The organism is Salmonella sp. 741265116_PST, from assembly GCF_046567715.1.
Lineage (GTDB): Bacteria > Pseudomonadota > Gammaproteobacteria > Enterobacterales > Enterobacteriaceae > Salmonella > Salmonella enterica.
Genome location: NZ_JBKFPH010000006.1, coordinates 124510 through 143586 on the forward strand (window position 1 = coordinate 124510; position 19077 = coordinate 143586).

At 53.0% G+C, this 19077-nt stretch carries 18 protein-coding genes and 1 tRNA gene; 9 read left to right on the forward strand and 10 right to left on the reverse strand.

Annotated elements, in window-relative coordinates; all coding sequences use genetic code 11:
* Positions 1 to 150 precede the first annotated feature (150 nt).
* A complete protein-coding gene (amiC, locus tag ACLD11_RS06505) occupies positions 151 to 1404 on the forward strand; it encodes an N-acetylmuramoyl-L-alanine amidase AmiC (RefSeq protein WP_000011919.1) in 1254 nt (417 codons plus the stop codon).
* A 113-nt stretch (positions 1405 to 1517) separates the two neighbouring features.
* Here the strand turns inward: amiC and ACLD11_RS06510 are convergent.
* Positions 1518 to 1594 (reverse strand) — tRNA-Met (locus tag ACLD11_RS06510).
* Between the two features lie 207 nt (positions 1595 to 1801).
* Here ACLD11_RS06510 and mltA point away from each other — a divergent pair.
* Together mltA and tcdA are read left to right on the forward strand one after the other, a co-directional pair.
* A complete protein-coding gene (gene mltA / locus ACLD11_RS06515; protein ID WP_000678621.1) occupies positions 1802 to 2899 on the forward strand; it encodes a murein transglycosylase A in 1098 nt (365 codons plus the stop codon).
* A 109-nt stretch (positions 2900 to 3008) separates the two neighbouring features.
* Positions 3009 to 3815 carry a tRNA cyclic N6-threonylcarbamoyladenosine(37) synthase TcdA gene (gene tcdA, locus ACLD11_RS06520; RefSeq protein ID WP_000117748.1) on the forward strand — a complete coding sequence of 269 codons (807 nt, stop codon included), beginning with the start codon at positions 3009 to 3011 and terminating at the stop codon, positions 3813 to 3815.
* 51 nt (positions 3816 to 3866) lie between these two features.
* Here the strand turns inward: tcdA and rarD are convergent, their stop codons facing one another.
* The 3 genes from rarD to csdA all read right to left on the reverse strand — a co-directional run bounded on the left by rarD (position 3867) and on the right by csdA (position 6702).
* Positions 3867 to 4754 carry an EamA family transporter RarD gene (gene rarD, locus ACLD11_RS06525; RefSeq protein WP_014343890.1) on the reverse strand — a complete coding sequence of 296 codons (888 nt, stop codon included), beginning with the start codon at positions 4752 to 4754 and terminating at the stop codon, positions 3867 to 3869.
* A 299-nt stretch (positions 4755 to 5053) separates the two neighbouring features.
* A complete protein-coding gene (gene csdE, locus ACLD11_RS06530) occupies positions 5054 to 5497 on the reverse strand; it encodes a cysteine desulfurase sulfur acceptor subunit CsdE (protein ID WP_156010469.1) in 444 nt (147 codons plus the stop codon).
* Positions 5497 to 6702, reverse strand: coding sequence for a cysteine desulfurase CsdA (gene csdA / locus ACLD11_RS06535; protein WP_156010470.1), 1206 nt, complete (start codon positions 6700 to 6702; stop codon positions 5497 to 5499). The genes csdE and csdA overlap by 1 nt, the downstream gene beginning before the upstream one ends.
* 192 nt (positions 6703 to 6894) lie before the next feature.
* Here csdA and ACLD11_RS06540 point away from each other — a divergent pair, with 192 nt between their 5' ends.
* From ACLD11_RS06540 to rlmM, 4 genes are all read left to right on the forward strand, one after another.
* A complete protein-coding gene (locus tag ACLD11_RS06540; RefSeq protein WP_079963175.1) occupies positions 6895 to 7122 on the forward strand; it encodes a YgdI/YgdR family lipoprotein in 228 nt (75 codons plus the stop codon).
* Between the two features lie 346 nt (positions 7123 to 7468).
* The gene (gcvA, locus tag ACLD11_RS06545) at positions 7469 to 8386 is read left to right on the forward strand and encodes a glycine cleavage system transcriptional regulator GcvA (protein ID WP_000044409.1); all 918 of its coding nucleotides are present in this window, start codon (positions 7469 to 7471) and stop codon (positions 8384 to 8386) included.
* 18 nt (positions 8387 to 8404) lie between these two features.
* Positions 8405 to 8800, forward strand: coding sequence for a DUF423 domain-containing protein (locus tag ACLD11_RS06550; RefSeq protein ID WP_000203913.1), 396 nt, complete (start codon positions 8405 to 8407; stop codon positions 8798 to 8800).
* Positions 8793 to 9893, forward strand: coding sequence for a 23S rRNA (cytidine(2498)-2'-O)-methyltransferase RlmM (gene rlmM, locus ACLD11_RS06555; protein ID WP_001045497.1), 1101 nt, complete (start codon positions 8793 to 8795; stop codon positions 9891 to 9893). The genes ACLD11_RS06550 and rlmM overlap by 8 nt, the downstream gene beginning before the upstream one ends.
* A 58-nt stretch (positions 9894 to 9951) precedes the next feature.
* On the opposite strand, the gene fucR is transcribed toward rlmM, so the two are convergent.
* From fucR to fucP, 5 genes are all read right to left on the reverse strand, one after another.
* Positions 9952 to 10662 (reverse strand): L-fucose operon activator, encoded by a 711-nt coding sequence (gene fucR / locus ACLD11_RS06560; RefSeq protein WP_000642331.1) that lies wholly within the window; start codon positions 10660 to 10662, stop codon positions 9952 to 9954.
* 57 nt (positions 10663 to 10719) lie between these two features.
* Entirely contained in the window at positions 10720 to 11142 is a 423-nt protein-coding gene (fucU, locus tag ACLD11_RS06565) for an L-fucose mutarotase (protein WP_000920848.1), read from the reverse strand.
* 1 nt (position 11143) lies between these two features.
* On the reverse strand, positions 11144 to 12562 hold the full coding sequence (fucK, locus tag ACLD11_RS06570) for an L-fuculokinase (RefSeq protein ID WP_411014695.1): 1419 nt from the start codon (positions 12560 to 12562) through the stop codon (positions 11144 to 11146).
* 100 nt (positions 12563 to 12662) lie between these two features.
* Entirely contained in the window at positions 12663 to 14438 is a 1776-nt protein-coding gene (fucI, locus tag ACLD11_RS06575; protein WP_115178873.1) for an L-fucose isomerase, read from the reverse strand.
* A 31-nt stretch (positions 14439 to 14469) separates the two neighbouring features.
* Positions 14470 to 15786, reverse strand: coding sequence for an L-fucose:H+ symporter permease (gene fucP / locus ACLD11_RS06580; protein WP_000528622.1), 1317 nt, complete (start codon positions 15784 to 15786; stop codon positions 14470 to 14472).
* Between the two features lie 555 nt (positions 15787 to 16341).
* Here fucP and fucA point away from each other — a divergent pair.
* Both fucA and fucO read left to right on the forward strand, forming a co-directional pair.
* On the forward strand, positions 16342 to 16989 hold the full coding sequence (gene fucA / locus ACLD11_RS06585; RefSeq protein WP_000440828.1) for an L-fuculose-phosphate aldolase: 648 nt from the start codon (positions 16342 to 16344) through the stop codon (positions 16987 to 16989).
* A gap of 16 nt (positions 16990 to 17005) precedes the next feature.
* Entirely contained in the window at positions 17006 to 18154 is a 1149-nt protein-coding gene (fucO, locus tag ACLD11_RS06590; RefSeq protein ID WP_000013562.1) for a lactaldehyde reductase, read from the forward strand.
* A 91-nt stretch (positions 18155 to 18245) separates the two neighbouring features.
* Here fucO and xni read toward each other — a convergent pair whose 3' ends face one another.
* Positions 18246 to 19001, reverse strand: a complete 756-nt coding sequence (xni, locus tag ACLD11_RS06595) for a flap endonuclease Xni (protein WP_023201479.1) — start codon at positions 18999 to 19001, stop codon at positions 18246 to 18248.
* Positions 19002 to 19077: the final 76 nt, after the last annotated feature.

A 19077-nucleotide genomic window follows, 5' to 3' on the forward strand; every position in this document is an offset into this window, starting at 1 on the left:
GCGGTCCGATCGCTTTTCTTAGTAATGCCGTGAATATAAAAAGAATGTTTACCCTTTTATAGATGACAGATTATGCGTCATTCGCTAAAGTTTCCGGTCAATTTGGATGAACTTTGTATGATCTCTATTTAGTTTTTGCTCGGGAGAAGCATGTCGGGAGCCAATTCAGCAATCAGCCGTCGCCGTTTACTACAAGGCGCGGGCGCCATGTGGCTATTAAGCGTGAGCCAGGTCGGGCTGGCTGCCGTAAGCCAGGTCGTTGCGGTGCGTATCTGGCCTGCGTCCAGCTATACCCGCGTCACGGTAGAGTCGAATCGTCTGCTGAAATATAAACAATTTGCCTTAAGTAACCCGGATCGCGTGGTGGTAGATATTGAGGATGTGAATCTGAACTCGGTGCTTAAAGGCATTGGCGCGCAGATTCGCAGCGACGATCCGTATATCAAATCCGCAAGGGTAGGGCAGTTTGATCCTAAGACTGTGCGTATGGTCTTTGAGCTAAAACAAAACGTGAAGCCGCAGCTATTTGCGCTGGCGCCTGTGGCAGGCTTTAAAGAACGTCTGGTGATGGATCTTTATCCTGCCAATGCGCAGGATATGCAGGATCCGCTGCTGGCGCTGCTGGAAGACTACAATAAAGGCGATCTGGATAAACAGGTGCCGCCTTCGCAAAGCGGGCCGCAGCCCGGTAAAGCGGGGCGCGATCGTCCCATTGTCATTATGCTTGATCCGGGACACGGCGGCGAAGACCCCGGCGCGATAGGCAAATACAAAACGCGTGAAAAAGACGTGGTGCTCCAGATAGCGCGCCGCCTGCGCGCGTTGATCGAAAAAGAAGGCAACATGAAGGTCTATATGACGCGCAATGAAGACATCTTCATTCCGTTAAAAGTCCGGGTGGCGAAAGCGCAGAAACAGCGCGCCGACCTGTTTGTCTCTATTCATGCGGATGCCTTCACCAGCCGGCAGCCTAGCGGTTCATCCGTATTCGCGCTATCGACCAAAGGCGCCACCAGTACCGCGGCGAAATATCTGGCGCAAACGCAGAACGCCTCGGACTTAATTGGCGGCGTGAGCAAAAGCGGTGACCGTTATGTCGACCATACGATGTTCGATATGGTGCAATCGCTGACCATTGCCGATAGTTTGAAATTCGGTAAAGCGGTGTTGAAGCAGCTTGGTAAAATTAATGACCTGCATAAAAACAAGGTCGAGCAGGCGGGGTTTGCGGTGTTAAAGGCGCCCGATATTCCGTCTATTCTGGTCGAGACGGCGTTTATCAGTAACATTGAAGAAGAACGCAAGCTCAAGACCGCGACGTTCCAGCAACAGGTCGCAGAGTCGATTCTGGCGGGCATTAAAGCGTATTTTGCCGATGGGGCGACGCTGGCGAGAAGAAGTTAACCTGAGATGACGGCGAGTTTATTGCGCGGGTAGGTAGGATGGATGCTGCCCGCACTGTCGTTGCGGACCAGACGACAGATACAAAAAAACACCCGTAAGGGTGTTCATTAAGTTGGTTGCGGGGGCCGGATTTGAACCGACGACCTTCGGGTTATGAGCCCGACGAGCTACCAGGCTGCTCCACCCCGCGTCCGTGGATGCGCACTATACTCCGCTGAGCTTTTGTTGCAACCCTTTTTTCATATAAATCGCTAATTTCTCATGAATTGCGCAAATACACCGCAGATAGCGCGATTTTTAAACGAATTTACATAATGAGATCGCGATCGCATTTCATTACTCCGGACGGTTTGTTATCTTCACCGGGCACTTTCGATTACGCAGAAGACGAGACACCATGAAAGGACGTTGGGCAAAATATGTGGCGACAGGCGTAATGCTGGCAATGCTGGCTGCCTGTTCATCAAAACCGACCGATCGCGGTCAGCAATATAAGGACGGGAAATTTACCCAGCCCTTCTCCCTGGTAAACCAGCCGGACGCGGTGGGCGCGCCGATTAATGCTGGTGACTTTGCCGAGCAGGTCGACCAGATCCGTTCCGCGTCGCCACGTTTATACACCAATCAAAGCAACGTCTATAACGCTGTCCAGAACTGGTTACGTTCCGGAGGCGATACGCGCACTATGCGCCAGTTTGGTATCGATGCCTGGCAGATGGAAGGCACCGACAACTACGGTAACGTCCAGTTCACGGGCTACTATACGCCCGTCGTTCAGGCTCGCCATACGCGCCAGGGCGCGTTCCAGTACCCTATCTATAGTATGCCGCCAAAACGCGGACGCTTACCGTCCCGCGCTCAGATCTACGCAGGCGCGCTGAGCGATAAGTACATCCTGGCCTGGAGTAATTCGCTGATGGATAACTTTATTATGGATGTCCAGGGCAGCGGCTATATTGATTTCGGTGACGGTAGTCCACTGAACTTCTTTAGTTATGCCGGTAAAAACGGCTGGCCTTATCGCAGTATTGGTAAAGTGCTTATCGATCGCGGTGAAGTGAAAAAAGAAGATATGTCGATGCAGGCTATACGCGAATGGGGAGAGAAGCACAGCGAAGCGGAAGTGCGTGAATTACTGGAGCAGAACCCGTCGTTCGTCTTCTTTAAGCCGCAATCTTTTGCGCCGGTCAAAGGCGCCAGCGCCGTACCGCTGATTGGGCGAGCATCCGTCGCCTCCGACCGCAGCATCATTCCGCCTGGCACGACCTTGTTGGCGGAAGTACCGTTGCTGGATAACAACGGTAAATTTAGCGGTCAGTATGAGCTACGTTTGATGGTCGCGCTGGATGTCGGCGGAGCGATTAAAGGCCAGCACTTTGATATTTACCAGGGAATTGGCCCGGATGCCGGGCATCGTGCCGGATGGTATAATCACTATGGTCGCGTCTGGGTGTTAAAAAGCGCGCCGGGCGCCGGTAACGTGTTTAGCGGCTGATTGTGGTATTCTGCGACAACCGGATTGCCCGATAACGCGATCGCTATCGGGCCTGAAAATAGTGAGCAGGGGTGAGGAATAACCTCACCTTTTTTTATTCTGAGGTCATATGTCAGTGGTGATAAGTGATGCCTGGCGCCAACGCTTTGGCGGCACCGCGCGTCTGTACGGTGAAAAAGCGCTGCAGCGGTTTGCTGAGGCGCATATCTGCGTCGTGGGAATCGGCGGGGTGGGATCATGGGCGGCAGAGGCGCTGGCGCGTACGGGCATCGGCGCGATTACGCTGATTGATATGGACGATGTCTGCGTGACCAATACGAACCGTCAGATCCATGCGTTGCGTGATAACGTTGGGTTGGCGAAAGCGGAAGTGATGGCCGAACGGATTCGGCAAATTAACCCGGAGTGCCGGGTAACGGTTATCGATGATTTTATTACGCCGGATAATGTGGCGGGTTATATGAACGCGGGTTTTACCTATGTCATTGACGCCATTGACAGCGTTCGTCCAAAAGCCGCGCTGATTGCGTACTGTCGCCGATATAAGGTTCCTTTAGTGACCACTGGCGGCGCGGGCGGGCAGATCGATCCGACGCAAATCCAGGTCGCTGATTTGGCGAAAACCATCCAGGATCCGCTGGCGGCAAAACTGCGTGAGAGATTGAAACATAATTTTGGCGTAGTGAAGAACAGTAAAGGTAAACTGGGCGTGGACTGCGTTTTTTCCACCGAAGCGCTGGTTTACCCACAGGCGGACGGTTCCGTATGCGCGATGAAAGCTACCGCAGAAGGGCCAAAACGGATGGATTGCGCCTCTGGCTTCGGCGCGGCGACGATGGTGACGGCAACGTTCGGTTTTGTCGCCGTTTCCCATGCGCTGAAGAAGATCATGGCTAAAGCGGCGCGACAAGAATAAAAGGACGGGGCGGAGTGTCACGCAGACGCGTATCCGGCCCTGCGCCCTTTGTTAGCGAAAGAAGCGCTGTACCCTGCCGAACACCGGTTTCAGACGGGCGCGGAGATAATGGGAATATAAATTTTCAGATATGCATAGAAACAACCCGAACCATACCGCACAAAAGCAGAGCAGTTCCGCGTAATTAATGTGCTCGCCAAATATCATAATGGCAAGTAAGAACTGTAAAGACGGCTCTATATATTGCGCCAGTCCGGTGACAATCAACGAGGTGTGATTTAACGCGATGGCAAATAATACCAGTGGAATGATTGTCACTGGCGCCGTCATGACATACAAAAAGAAAGGAGTATTAGCGGATATAATTGGTCCGGTATCGCTAAAGAGAAAGATTAATAGTGAGACAGGCAATGCCCATAATGTTTCAATCGTTATCGATGTCATCACATCATAATGTATAAACTTTCGCGCCAGGCCATATAGCGCAAATGATAATCCCATGGTTAGCGCCAGCGCCGGGAAATGCCGTAGCATGATAATTTGAAAAGTCAGGCCACAGACACCGGAAAAAACGGCGATGGCCTGAAACAACGACAGTTTTTCTTTAAGAAAAATGCATCCCAGCGCAATAACAAATAGCGGGTTGATAAAATAGCCGAGGCTGGCATCAAGTACCAGATGATGGGTTAGCGCATAAATAAAAGATGACCATGAGACAATCATCAAAAGTCCGGCGATCATGCAGAAGAAAAAAGATTTTTTATCTTTCCAGGCATCATGAAATCGCGTTCGCTGCCGAAATAACAATCTTACTGCCAGTAATAATGGAATTGACCAGAACACCCGGTATATCAATATTTGTGCGAGATTTCCCCCTGATAAATATTGATAGTATAAAGGTGTTAACCCCCATAATATAAATGCCAGCACCACAAACATGGTACCGTTACGCAGATATTTTTCCACTTATCCATATCCTGTTATAACTTCACCCGATGCGTATGAATTTTCCAGTTCTCCTGCTACGCTACATCGAGTGGCTTTATTTACTCTAAAATCTTCACGCCGTTTTAACATGGATTCTAACATTGTAATTTCATTGTGATAGCTGATAAAAATCAAAAGAATGTTTATCAGGGAAATCTGATGCAGAAACTAATAAAGTGACTGGATTATTTTATCTGCATCGCCTGACCGCCGCGGACGGCGCTGTCAGGCGACAGAATATTTACGCTATTTCAACCCTTATGCGTTGCGGTAACAATCGCTTCGCTCAGCGCGTTCAACCCCTGACTACGTGAGGCGCTAAGCTGGGCGCGTAAACCCAGCTCATCAAACAGCGCCAGCGGTGAACGAGCCTGTAATTCGGCGGCGTTTTTTCCTTCCACCGCGGTGAGCAATACCGCCAGCAGGCCGCGGACAATCCGCCCCTCACTGTCGCCGAAAAAGTGCATCGTTCCGTTATCTGATCGGGTAAAGCCCAGCCAGACGCGGTTCTCGCAGCCGGCTATCTCCTTCGCCTGCGCTTTGCATTCATCCGGCAGAGCGGGGAGCTGTTTTCCTAACAGAATCAACTGACGATATTTATCCTCCCACTGGGTCAGCGGGAGAAAGATAGCGCGTAACGTCTCTTCCGTTACCGTTGTGCCGAACGGGTGTCCGGTATAAAGAGGGTTTGTCATTAATCCACCAGCAGTTCCAGCGCTCGGTCAACGGCGTTAACCAACGCATCCACATCATGTTGGGTATTATACGGCGCAAAAGAGGCGCGCAGAGTCCCTGTGACGCCAAGTTCCGCCAGCAATGGCTGGGCGCAATGTTGCCCGGCCCGGAGCGCAATACCGTATTCCGCCAGCAGCGTCACCATATCGCCGTGGTGCACGCCGACAAAATCAAAGGCCAGCAGGCTGGAGTCCTGGCAGCGGAACGAACGAAAGCCCGGGCGTTTCGCCAGTGCGTCTTCCGCCAGCGTCGCCAGCCCCCGGCTCCAGTTTTCGGCCTGTTCAATATCGATATCGGACAGCCATTCCAGCGCAGCGCTCAGGCCGATGACCCCGGCGACGTTCGGCGTCCCCGCTTCCAGCTTCCAGGGAGCGCTTTGAGTGGTGAAGCCTTCAAAGCTAACGTCACGGATCATCTTGCCGCCGCCGAGCCAGGGCGACATCGCCTCAAGAAGCTCCGGCTTACCGTACAGCACGCCGATACCGGTCGGGCCATACAGTTTGTGAGCGGAAAAAGCATAAAAATCGATATCAAGCTGCTGAACATCCGCCGGGAAGTGTACCGCGCCTTGCGCGCCATCCACCATCACTACCATTCCCGCCGCGTGAGCGGCGCTGATAGCGCTTGCGAGATCCGGGCAGCCGCCCGTTACGTTCGACATTTGCCCCAGCGCCAGAATCCGGCTGCGCGATGTGATCAGTTCCGGCAGACGCTCAACATCAGGAAGACGTCGGTCACTAAGCGGCAGTTTTATGACCTGCGCGCCGGTTTGTTGCGCCACCATCAGCCAGGGCACAAGGTTGGCGTGATGCTCGGCGACGCTAACGATAATTTCATCGCCGGGGCGCAGACGAGGACGGGCGTAACACTGCGCCACCATGTTGATCGCTTCGGTGGTGCCGCGTGTCCAGACGATACTTTTTTCATCGGGCGCGTTTAACAGCCGCGCTGCTTTTGCTCTGGCCGCTTCATATTGCGCCGTCAGGCGCTGCGCCTGCGCAAACTGGCTACGATGAACGTTACCGGCGCTCAAACAATAAAACTGGTGCGTGGCGTCAATGACTGCCTGTGGCTTTAATGCCGTGGCGGCGCTATCGAGATAAACACCCGCATCGGCTAGCGCGGGAAACTGCGCGCGAAACTGCGTGGGATTAAAAGCGTTCATGATATTCCTCGGTTCAGTTTACCGATCGTGGCGTAAAAGCGCGGCTGATACAAGGTTTGTCCTAACCATCGGAATCGTCTGTATATCCTGGCGAATTATGTAAAGGAGGTTATGCTGAATAATGTTAGGCGAATGTTTAAGCCTGTTACGGAGTCCGCTTTAAATAGCACAAACAGCTTTAAGGAGAAGAAGATGAAAAAGACTGCCGCAATTATCTCTGCATGTATGCTGACTTTTGCCCTGAGCGCCTGTTCCGGTTCTAATTACGTTATGCACACCAATGATGGACGCAGCATTGTGACCGACGGTAAACCCCAGACCGATAACGATACCGGTATGATTTCGTATAAAGACGCTAATGGCAACAAACAGCAGATCAATCGTACTGACGTGAAAGAGATGGTGGCTCTGGAAAACTAACCGTTTATTATACAAAAAAAAGCACCGCAATATGGCGGTGCTACATTAATCACTATGGACAGACAGGGTAAATGTACAGGAAGTGAAAAAGGGTAGTCTCGCTACCGTGGTCTGAATCGCAGACCAATTGCAAACACAACAACACAACATCACAACCGTAAGCCAAAAGCCCATCAGAACACGCATTCCGATAAAACTTTTCGTTCCGGCTCAGGAAGTGCCGCCACTATAGGTATTTGCTGGTAGAACCTCAACGGACAATTTATAATGTCTCAGATTAAAAAAACTAATAGGTTACATGTTGTTACCTATTTGTTAAATTCATTCGACATTAAGTCCAGAGGCCATGTCAAAACGATTACCTCCTTTAAATGCGTTACGCGTTTTTGATGCTGCCGCGCGCCATTTGAGCTTTACGCGAGCAGCGGAAGAACTTTTTGTGACGCAGGCCGCAGTAAGCCACCAAATTAAGTCACTTGAGGATTTTTTGGGGCTAAAACTGTTCCGCCGCCGCAATCGTTCGCTGCTGCTGACGGAAGAAGGCCAAAGCTATTTTCTCGATATTAAAGAGATATTTTCCCAGCTCACGGAAGCAACGCGTAAGCTCCAGGCGCGCAGTGCCAAAGGGGCGCTGACGGTGAGTTTACCGCCCAGTTTTGCCATCCAGTGGCTGGTGCCCAGGCTCTCCAGTTTTAACTCAGCTTATCCGGGAATTGACGTTCGGATACAAGCCGTTGACCGTCAGGAAGATAAACTGGCAGACGATGTCGATGTCGCGATTTTTTATGGCCGGGGAAACTGGCCGGGCTTGCGCGTCGAAAAATTATACGCAGAATATTTACTGCCCGTCTGTTCTCCTTTATTACTCACAGGCGAAAAACCGTTAAAAACGCCGGAAGATCTGGCGAAACACACGTTATTACACGATGCCTCCCGGCGTGACTGGCAGGCCTATACTCGTCAGTTAGGGCTCAACCATATTAACGTTCAGCAAGGGCCGATATTTAGCCACAGCGCGATGGTGCTACAGGCCGCTATTCACGGACAGGGGATCGCTCTGGCGAATAATGTTATGGCGCAGTCTGAAATTGAAGCCGGGCGACTGGTGTGTCCATTTAACGATGTTCTGGTGAGTAAGAATGCTTTTTATCTGGTTTGTCATGACAGCCAGGCAGAACTGGGTAAAATAGCCGCCTTCCGTCAGTGGATTTTGGCGAAGGCGGCGACGGAGCAAGAAAAATTCCGTTTTCGTTACGAACAATAATTAACTTAGGGTATGACCATGACCAGCCGTTTTATGCTGATTGTCGCCGCTATCAGCGGTTTTATTTACGTTGCTCTGGGCGCGTTCGGGGCGCATGTTTTGAGTAAAACCCTGGGCGTGGTTGAAATGGGCTGGATTCAGACCGGCCTGCAATATCAGGCGTTCCATACGCTGGCGATCTTTGGCCTGGCGGTGGCGATGCAGCGCCGTATCAGCATCTGGTTTTACTGGAGCAGCGTTTTTCTGGCGCTGGGCACGGTGCTGTTTAGCGGCAGCCTGTACTGCCTTGCGCTTTCGCATCTGCGCCTGTGGGCGTATATCACGCCTGTCGGCGGCGTCAGTTTCCTGGTGGGCTGGGCGCTATTGCTGATTGGCGCCATTCGTATGAAACGTAAGGGCGCGAGCCATGAATAAAGTTGTATTGCTCTGCCGTCCGGGGTTTGAAAAAGAGTGCGCTGCAGAAATTACCGATAAAGCGGGAAAACGGGAAATATTTGGTTTTGCACGCGTAAAAGAGAACGCAGGCTATGTCATTTATGAATGCTACCAGCCGGAAGATGGCGAAAAGCTGATTTCAGAACTGCCGTTCAGTTCGCTGATTTTCGCCCGCCAGTGGTTTGTGGTGGGTGAACTGCTGCAACATTTACCGCCGGAAGACAGAATTACGCCGATTGTCGGCATGTTGCAGGGCGTAGTGGAAAAGGGCGGCGAGCTGCGGGTTGAAGTCGCCGACACCAATGAAAGTAAAGAACTGATGAAGTTCTGCCGCAAATTTACGGTGCCGCTGCGCGCGGCTTTGCGTGATGCGGGCGTATTGACGAATTATGAAACGCCGAAGCGTCCGGTCGTTCATGTCTTTTTTATCGCGCCAGGATGTTGCTATACCGGTTATTCGCTCGCGCATAACAATTCACCGTTTTATATGGGCATCCCGCGTTTGAAGTTTCCGTCTGATGCGCCGAGCCGCTCAACGCTGAAACTGGAAGAGGCGCTCCACGTTTTCATCCCGGAAGATGAGTGGGATGAACGTCTGGCGAACGGCATGTATGCGGTGGATTTGGGCGCCTGTCCCGGCGGATGGACGTACCAGTTAGTGAAGCGCAATATGTGGGTCTACTCCGTAGATAACGGCCCGATGGCGCAAAGCCTGATGGACACCGGACAGGTGACCTGGTTGCGTGAGGATGGCTTCAGGTACCGTCCGAACCGGAATAATATTTCATGGATGGTCTGCGATATGGTGGAGAAGCCGGCCAAAGTCACCGCGCTAATGGCGCAGTGGCTGGTGAACGGCTGGTGTCGGGAGACGATTTTTAACCTTAAACTGCCGATGAAAAAACGCTATGAAGAGGTATCGCATAATCTGGCGTATCTTCAGGCGCAGTTGGATGAGCATGGCGTTAATGCGCAGATCCAGGCACGTCAGCTTTATCACGATCGCGAAGAAGTGACGGTGCACGTGCGTCGGTTGTGGGCGGCTGTTGGCGGACGTCGCGACGAGCGATAAAAACGCGCTGCCGTCATCCGGCGCGTCATCAGCGCTGGATGGCGCACGCTTATCCGGCCTATGACTGCGGCGCATCTGAAACAATATGCGTCACGTCATCCAGATGGCCGATGCGCGCCTCTCCTGAACGATTAAATTTACTTTTATCAATCAATAATAAAGACTGCGAGGCGCGTCTGAGCAGGATAGATTTAAAATCGGCGTTGATCGCATTGGAGTCCCACAGATCGCCGCCGCTGTCGATCCCCTCGCAGGAAAAGATGAACAGATCGATATCAAGCGATTTTAGCTGTGAGATAAGCGACGGATTAACGTAACAGCCATATTTACGTTCAAGCTGGCCGCCGGAACTTATCAGCGCAATGCGTTCGCGTTTTCCCAGCTCCTGGCAGATAGGATGGCTATTGGTAAAAACCTGAATGGGAATATCCGGCAACTGGCGGGCCAGATACCAGCAGGTTGAACTGGCATCCAGCGCAATCGTCATTCCTTCTTCTATCCACGCTAACGCTTCACGGGCAATATCGGCTTTATGCGCATAATGGCTTTTCAGGCGGATATGGAATGGATCGCCGCTGTCCTGATTTTCACGATGAATATATTTAGCTCGTCCGTGATTACGCAGCACTTTTCCCTGCGTCTGTAGTTCACTGAGATCGCGGCGGATGGTCTCTTTACTGACGTTAAGCCGGGTGGCCAGCGCTTCGGTGGTCAGACTTTTATGATTGATCAGCAGATCGACTATCGCTTGTTGGCGTGCCGCTTTCATTTTTCTCACCCCATCATTCGATGAACGCCCGCGTCATGCGGGCGCACCGGCAAGAGATTACGGCGTTACCCCTTTTTTTAAAAGAATATTTCCGTACTTCGCGCACTCACCTGTGATAACGATCGCAAACGCTTTTTGCGCCCGCTCATAAAACGCATAGCGGTCGATACGAACGATATCCGGGCACGGCGCTTCTAATGACAAAGCATCGCGATAACGCGCTTCAACGCTGGGATCGAGCGTGTCGCCTTCCACGGCGGCCATCATCACCAGCGGCGGGGCGTAGCTATCCAGCTCAAAGAGCGGAATAATTGCCCGCAGTAGATCGCTGACGCTAAGACCATCGGCGCGAATCACCTGCGGGCCCAGGCTATGCGCGGGAAAGTGAGCGTCGGAAAAAATGATTTCGTCCCCGTGGCCCATCTCGGCCAGCACTTTGAGCAGTGTCGGGGAAATTAACGGTGAAATGGTTTTTAGCATTTCATACTCCCTCAATAATTTCAGGTTCGGTTTGCGGCCAGAAATAGCGATACTGATAATTGACCTGCGCGCGCGCCTGTTCCGGGCTACTAAATTCGCCTACGCCGTACCAGCCAAACATGGCAGCGCCGGCCACGGTGGTTTCCGCGTCGTCCAGCACTTTGATAGGGATATCAAGCTGATTCGCTTTAATTTGATTCCATAAAGCGTTGCGACTGCCGCCGCCAACCAGTAACAGTTCTGTGGCGTTAAAATGGCCGATTTTCTCCAGCGTGCGCAGATTACGCTGAAGTTGCGCCGTCAGGCCTTCCAGCGCGGCGCGATAGAAATGGCCGCGGGTGGTATTGAGCGTCACGCCCTGCCAGCCTGCATTTTGGCAGGCGAGCAGATCGCACTGCATCCGCACGCCTTCCGCGCCAGCGGGAATAGCGCGCGCTTCGTCGATCAGCGTTTGCCATGGCGTTTCCGGCGTCCACAGCAGTTTTCGTACCCATTCGAGTACGCCGGAGGCCAGCCACTGCATTCCGGGGTTATAAAGCCCCGACTGACTGTCCAGTTCACAGGTCGAGCCTGGATACTGGCTGAGCAGCGAGGTATCCACCTGACCGCTGCGCACCATCAGAATCTCCCAGGTTCCTGAGGAGAGCACCGGTTCACCTTGCTGCGCGCCAGCGCCGAATAACGCGAACTGAGTATCGTGTCCGGCAGAGATCACCGGCACACCCGCCGGGAGACCGAGTAGCCTGGCCGCGTCTGTCTGTAGCGTGCCTATCTGGGCGCCCGCTTCCACGATACGCGGGAACAGGCGGCGCGCCAGGCCCGTCGCCTGCAGGATTTCCGGACTAAAGTCGCGCTGATGGATATCCAGTAGCTGGCTGGTGCCTGCCATAGTGATATCGGTCGTAAACTCGCCGGTCAGACGGTGGTTAATCAGCGACGAGATAAACAGCCAGCAGTGAGCTTGTTCCAGCAGGCGCGGATGATTCTCTTTAAGCCAGACCAGTTTATACAGCGTGTTAAAGCTGAACGCGCCGACGCCGGAGAGCGTCTGCAATTGCCGGGGCGAGATAAAGCGCCCAATCGTTTCCATCACGGCAGCGGTTCGCGGGCATTTCCAACTGATGACCGGGTAGAGCAGCTCGCCCTGCGCATCGACCAGCGCGCCATCGACGCCGAACGTAGTCACCGTAATACCGCGAACAACACACTCCGACAGGGCGCTGGAAAGTGACCTGCAACAATCGGCGAAACGTTGCAGGATGGCGTCCAGCGACCACTGATGCCAGGTGCTATTTTCTGCGGCAATGTCGCTGGCGTTAGCGGTTGAGGCGCGGGCGACAATTTTCCCCAGGCGATCAACGGCGATCGCCCGAACGTTAGTCGCACCGCAGTCGAGAACCAGGATAACGTCTTGTTTCATAGATAACTCCATAAACGCCGCCCGATGGCGCTACGCTTATCCGGCCTACGGTTCACGCGCCCGTAGGCCCGGTAAGCCTGCGCCACCGGGCTAAGCCGCATTAACGTTTATACAGCGGGCCATAATTCTGGCAGGCACGATAATCCTGGCCTTCGATATCCATACCGTGAGCCGCCCAGGCGGAAGGACGGTAGATCTTCGCCTCCTCCACGTTGTGCATACATACCGGGATACGCAGCATCGCGGCGAGAGTAATAAAGTCCGCCCCTACATGGCCGATGGTGAGTACGCCGTGGTTAGCGCCCCAGTTCGCCATCACCGAATAGACATCGGTAAACGGGCCTTTGCCGGTAAGACGCGGCGCAAACCAGGTGGTAGGCCAGGTAGAGTTGGTGCGGGCATCGAGCTGATCGTGCATCGCTTTCGGCAGTTCGACGCTCCAGCCCTCGGCGATTTGCAGTACTGGTCCCAGGCCTTTGATGATATTCACGCGGGTCATGGTGAATGGCACGCCGCCTTCGGTCAGGAAACGGGATGAGTAGCCGCCGCCGCGGAAGTATTCGTGAATCGCCGGGCACCATTCAGTGGCCGCCAGACACGCATCCGCCTCTTGTTGGCTGATTTCCCAGTGTGGTTTCATGGTCGGCTTGCCTTCGCTGTCGCGCTGTTTACAGGCACCGTCCAGAGCGGCAGAACCGGAGTTAATCAGGTGAATAATGCCGTGTTCCGCCAGGCCGCTGAGCGCCTGGCCAGTGACGCGTTCTACGGCTTCCGGCGACCAGTAGGTTCGCACGTCGGCGAATATCTGCGCGGTACCGGTGAGTTGATGGCCAAACAGCATCGCTACGCCGTTCAGACTGTCATTTTCGGTGGCGACGACAAACGGTTCGCGTACGCCGTTCCAGTCAAAAGAGCTATTGAGCAGCGCTTCGGCGGTATCGCCGTTCGGGTATTGATCGGTCCAGTGGCGCTGGCCCTGGAAGCCGGCGGCAATGGCGTTGTAGCCCAGCGATTCTTCAACTAACCCTTTGTCTGCCAGCGTCTTGTTGCCCTGCATCATGTCGCGAATACACATCGCCATCAGCAGGCTCTCTTTTAACACCGCGCGGTTCTGGGCTTCATTGCGCTTATACTGCGAGGCGTTCTGATCTTCGCCGTAGCGGAAGTTTTTATCCGCCCACGCCAGCGCCATCTCCAGTTCGGCCTCATCATAAATTTTTTGATCGATACGGCGGCGCAGTTCGGTCATATCTACCGCTTGCACCTTCATGCCCAGCCAGGATTCAAAGAAGTTATGATCGACAATGGAACCCGCGATCCCCATCGACACGCCGCCGACGGAGAGGTAGCTTTTGCCTTTCATACTGGCTACCGCTAACCCTGCCCGCGCAAAACGCAGCAGTTTTTCTTCGACGTCGGCGGGAATGGAGGCATCGTCGGCATCCTGCACGTCATGGCCATAAATGGAGAACGCCGGAATGCCTTTCTGGCTGTGCGCCGCCAGCGCCGCGGCAAGGTAAACCGCCCCGGGACGCTCTGTGCCGTTAAAGCCCCAGATGGCTTTCGGACGCATCGGGTCCATATCAATGGTCTCGCTGCCATAGCACCAGCACGGCGTAACGGTAATGGTCACGCCCACGTTCTGGCTACTGAATTTTTCTTCACAGGCGGCGGATTCCGCCATTCCGGCAATACAGGTATCCGCAATGACGCACTCCACCTGTGCCCCACAGGCGTGGCGGATTTTCTCGGTGATGAGCGCCGCCGTCGCTTTCGCCATGTTCATGGTTTGCTCTTCGAGCGACTCGCGTACGCCCATACGACGTCCATCAATCACCGGGCGGATACCGATTTTCGGTAAGCTGATTTTTTTCATGACAGATTCCTCACGTTATTCGGATAAATGTTCAGTTTGTCGCCGCTTGTGAACGGAAACGGGCAAAAATGAAGATGACGGCAAAGCACAATGCCGGAACCAGTTCGGCGGTCGGGATTTTGCCTGCGGCGTCGCTAACGAAGCCCATTACTGGCGTGACAATACCGCCGCCAATGATGGTCATGACGATAAAAGACGAGCCGTACTTAGTGTCCTGTCCCAGATTTTTGATACCCAGCGAGAAGATGGTCGGGTACTGGATTGACATAAATGCGCTACACAACGTCAGCGCCAGCAGGCCGATATGTCCGCCGCTAAAGGCGGAAATCAGACACAGGAGCATGGCAAACAGGGCGTAGGCGGCCAGCACTTTATGCGGCGCGAAGCGGCTGATAAGCCAGGTCCCGGTGAAACGGCCGATAAAGAAGCACACCATCGTGCCGGTCAGGTAGTTGGCGGCGAAACCGGGCGTCATTCCAGGGATCTCCTCAATGGCGTAGCGGATCAGATAGCTCCAGCAGGCGGTTTGCGCCCCCACGTAGCAGAACTGCGCCAGCACCGCCCAGCGCCAGTGGCGGATACGGATGAGTCGGGAGAGAGAAGATAAGAAAGAGCTTTGTTTAGCATCGCTATGATCGTCACTTTGCAGGGCCGGAAATTTGGTCAGCATAATCAGCAGCGCAACTACTAATACGATGGCGACGATAATCATGTATGGCGTTTGTACCGATAACACCAGGCTGTGTTTATAGGCGCTAAGCTGATCCGGCGTCATTTTATCAAGCGCTTCTTGCGATTGATGCGGCACGTTAGACAAAATAAGGCTTTGCCCAAACACAACGGCGATAATAGCGCCAAAGGAGTTAAAAGTTTGCGCCAGATTAAGCCGGAAATGCCCGCCGCTTTCTGGACCTAATACCGTAACAAAAGGGTTGGCCGCAGTTTCAAGGCAGCCTAAACCGGCGGCGATGATAAACAGGCCAATTAAAAATAATGTGTAATTCATTATCTCGGCGGCAGGCCAGAATAATGCGGCGCCAACAGCATACAAAAAAAGCCCGGTGATAATCCCTGCTTTATAACTGAGTTTTTTCATCAAAATCCCAGCGGGAATTGGAATGACGAAATAACCGAAATAAAAGGCTGACTGAATAAGCCCGGCCTGAAAGTTAGTTAGCGTAAAAGCTTGTTGAAACTGCGGTAATAAAATGTCATTCAGATTATTGGCGACGGCCCACAGAAAAAATAGCGAGCAAAGTAAGGCGAATGGAATAATGTAGCGCTTGCTCTTGCTTTGCTCTGCATCCACAGCACGAAAACTCTGCGTTTGTATTGTTGTGTTTCCCATAGCATCCTCATCGGTTCAGAAGCTTTTGCGTGCGGTCGGTTCTGGTCACCAGACCGTAAAATTAGGTGAGTTCGCTTTTCTTACCGGTAATAAATTGGCGTCCGGAATGAACTCATGGAGTCATTTTCAAATAAAAAAGGCCTTTTAATATGATGGCGGTCACATTTATACCTGAGAGCAGAGCGTTCTGTGATTATCATCACTTTAATTTTCATAAAAAAATGACCGTTTGAGATGTTTAATTTAAAAAACCACAGACTGAATGCCCGAATTAAATTATTGCCACGAAAACGGGCAGTAGTAACTTATTCTTCATCTTTGCCCGTTTTAAAAAATATTATTAAGAGCGGGCATTTATCGGCGAGAGAAACGGTAGTCGTCTGGTTTATCGTGGCGAATTAATTGATGTGAATCACAAAATATCGTTATTTAAATTCCCTTCTCTTTATTCAGTATGATGATAGTTGCTAACTATTCGATTATTTCAACAGGACAGCAGCGCGATGCGAAAGGCGGTTTTGTTGTCTCATTTTGAATCACAGAGAGAGGTAAATAATGGAACGAAATAGACTGGCGCGGCAGATTATTGATACCTGTCTGGAAATGACGCGGTTAGGGTTAAATCAGGGGACGGCAGGTAACGTGAGCGTACGTTATCAGGGCGGAATGCTGATTACGCCGACGGGGATCCCCTACGAGAAGCTGACAGAGTCGCACATTGTCTTTATTGATGCAGACGGTCAGCATGAGCAGGGCAAGCTGCCTTCCAGCGAGTGGCGTTTTCATATGGCGGCATACCAGACGCGCCCTGATGCCAATGCCGTGGTACATAACCACGCGGTCCATTGTACGGCAGTCTCGATCCTCAATCGCCCGATTCCGGCGATTCACTACATGATTGCCGCCGCGGGTGGAAACTCTATTCCCTGTGCGCCCTACGCCACTTTTGGCACCCGCGAACTTTCTGACCATGTTGCCGTGGCGCTTAAAAATCGTAAAGCGACGCTGTTACAGCATCACGGGCTTATCGCTTGTGAAGAAAATTTAGACAAAGCGTTGTGGCTGGCGCATGAAGTGGAAGTGCTGGCGCAGCTCTATTTAAGTACGCTGGCCATTGTCGATCCGGTACCGGTACTGGATGACGAGGCGATCGCTATCGTACTGGAGAAATTTAAAACTTACGGATTACGTATTGAAGAGTGATGTCAGGAGACAGGCGATGGCGAACAGAATGATTTTGAATGAAACGGCATGGTTTGGCCGGGGAGCGGTGGACGCATTAACCGATGAGGTGACGCGCCGCGGTTATCATAAAGCGCTGATTGTTACCGATAAAACGCTGGTGCAATGCGGTGTGGTCGATAAAGTGACAAGCAGAATGGATGCCGCAGGGCTGGCGTGGGAGATCTATGCGGGCGTGATCCCTAATCCTACGATTTCTGTTGTCCAGGAAGGGCTTAAGGTCTTTACCCAAAGTGGCGCGGACTATCTCATCGCCATTGGCGGCGGTTCTCCGCAGGATACCTGCAAAGCGATCGGTATTATCAGTAACAATCCGGAATTTGCCGATGTGCGCAGTCTGGAAGGGCTATCGCCGACCCGTAAACCCAGCGTGCCGATTATGGCGATCCCGACAACGGCGGGAACCGCGGCGGAAGTCACTATCAATTATGTGATTACCGATGAAGAGAAACGGCGCAAATTCGTTTGTGTCGATCCGCATGATATTCCGCAGGCGGCATTTATCGATGCCGATATGATGGACGGTATGCCGCCCGCGCTGAAAGCGGCAACGGGCGTGGATGCGCTAACCCATGCTATTGAAGGCTATATTACCCGGGCCGCATGGGCGCTGACGGATGCCTTACATATCAAAGCCATTGAGATTATTGCTGGCGCGCTACGCGGCGCCGTAGCCGGAGAAAAAGAGGCCGGTGAGGCGATGGCGCTGGGGCAATACGTTGCCGGGATGGGGTTTTCCAATGTGGGGCTGGGGCTGGTGCATGGGATGGCGCATCCGCTGGGCGCGTTTTACAACACGCCGCATGGCGTCGCGAATGCTATTTTGCTTCCGCATGTGATGCGTTTTAATGCCGGGTCTACCAACGAGAAATTCCGTGATATCGCCCGGGCGATGGGGGTGAAGGTAGAAGGATTGAGTCTTGAAGAGGCGCGTAATGCCGCAGTGGAAGCCGTATTTGCGCTAAATCGCGATGTGGGAATTCCGCTGCATTTGCGTGATGTCGGCGTTCGAAAAGAGGATATCCCGGCGCTGGCCCAGGCGGCATTCGATGATGTCTGTACGGGCGGCAATCCGCGTGAAGCGAGTCTGGCGGACATTGTCGAACTGTATCATATCGCCTGGTAATTTTGCCGGATGGCGCTGCGCTTATCCGCTCTACATTTCGTGCAGTCCTGTAGGCAGGATAAGGCGTTCACGCCGCCATCCGGCAACAAAACTACCGCGCCAGCCGTAGCTGCTGTAAGTTTCCGTCGATATGTAAATCGGTTTGCAAACGTGCAATATCGCGGCAGAGAAATGCCATTTCTTTATGCGTCTCAAGCTTTTTGCGCCACTTTTCCGGCACCTCGTCCAGATGGGCGTAAATTCCCTCCAGATTTTGAAACTGAATCAACAGCTGGGTCGCGCTTTTGGGGCCGATACCGGCAACGCCGGGGACTTTCGAACTACTGATTCCTGCCAGACCCCAGTAATCCGGCAACTGCCGGGGAAGTACGCCAAACTCTTTTTCAATAAACGGCGCGTCCAGCCAGCGTTTCTGGAAGTAGTCGCGAATGCGCAATCCCGGAGAGAGCAACTGGCAATAGCCTTTATCGGTTGACACAATGGTTGCCTGGTGTCCGGCTTCGGTAACTTTTAGCGCCAGCGTCGCCGCCAGATCGTCCGCTTCGTTACCGTCTGATGCCCAGCAGCGTACGCCGCGCTGTTCAAACGCGGCGCGTAGGGCGGGCATTTCATTATGTAAATCGTCAGGCATCGGCGGACGTCCTGCTTTGTAGTCCGGCAAACGCTGGTGACGCCAGCCGCTGCTGCGCGCGTCGTCATCAAATACCGCGACGGCATGGGTTGGCTGGCTGTGGATAATCAATTGATCGAGCGCGTGTTGGCAGGTTTTCACACAGGGCGATCCCTGAACGGCGTGAATACGGCGAATCAAATTGAGCGCGTCGATGATAAGCAGATGAGCAGCCACGGTGTTCTCCCTTACAAACCTGCGCGTAGGGTAACATTCACGGCGGGGGGAGGCGAGCATTGCGAAATAGCGCTAT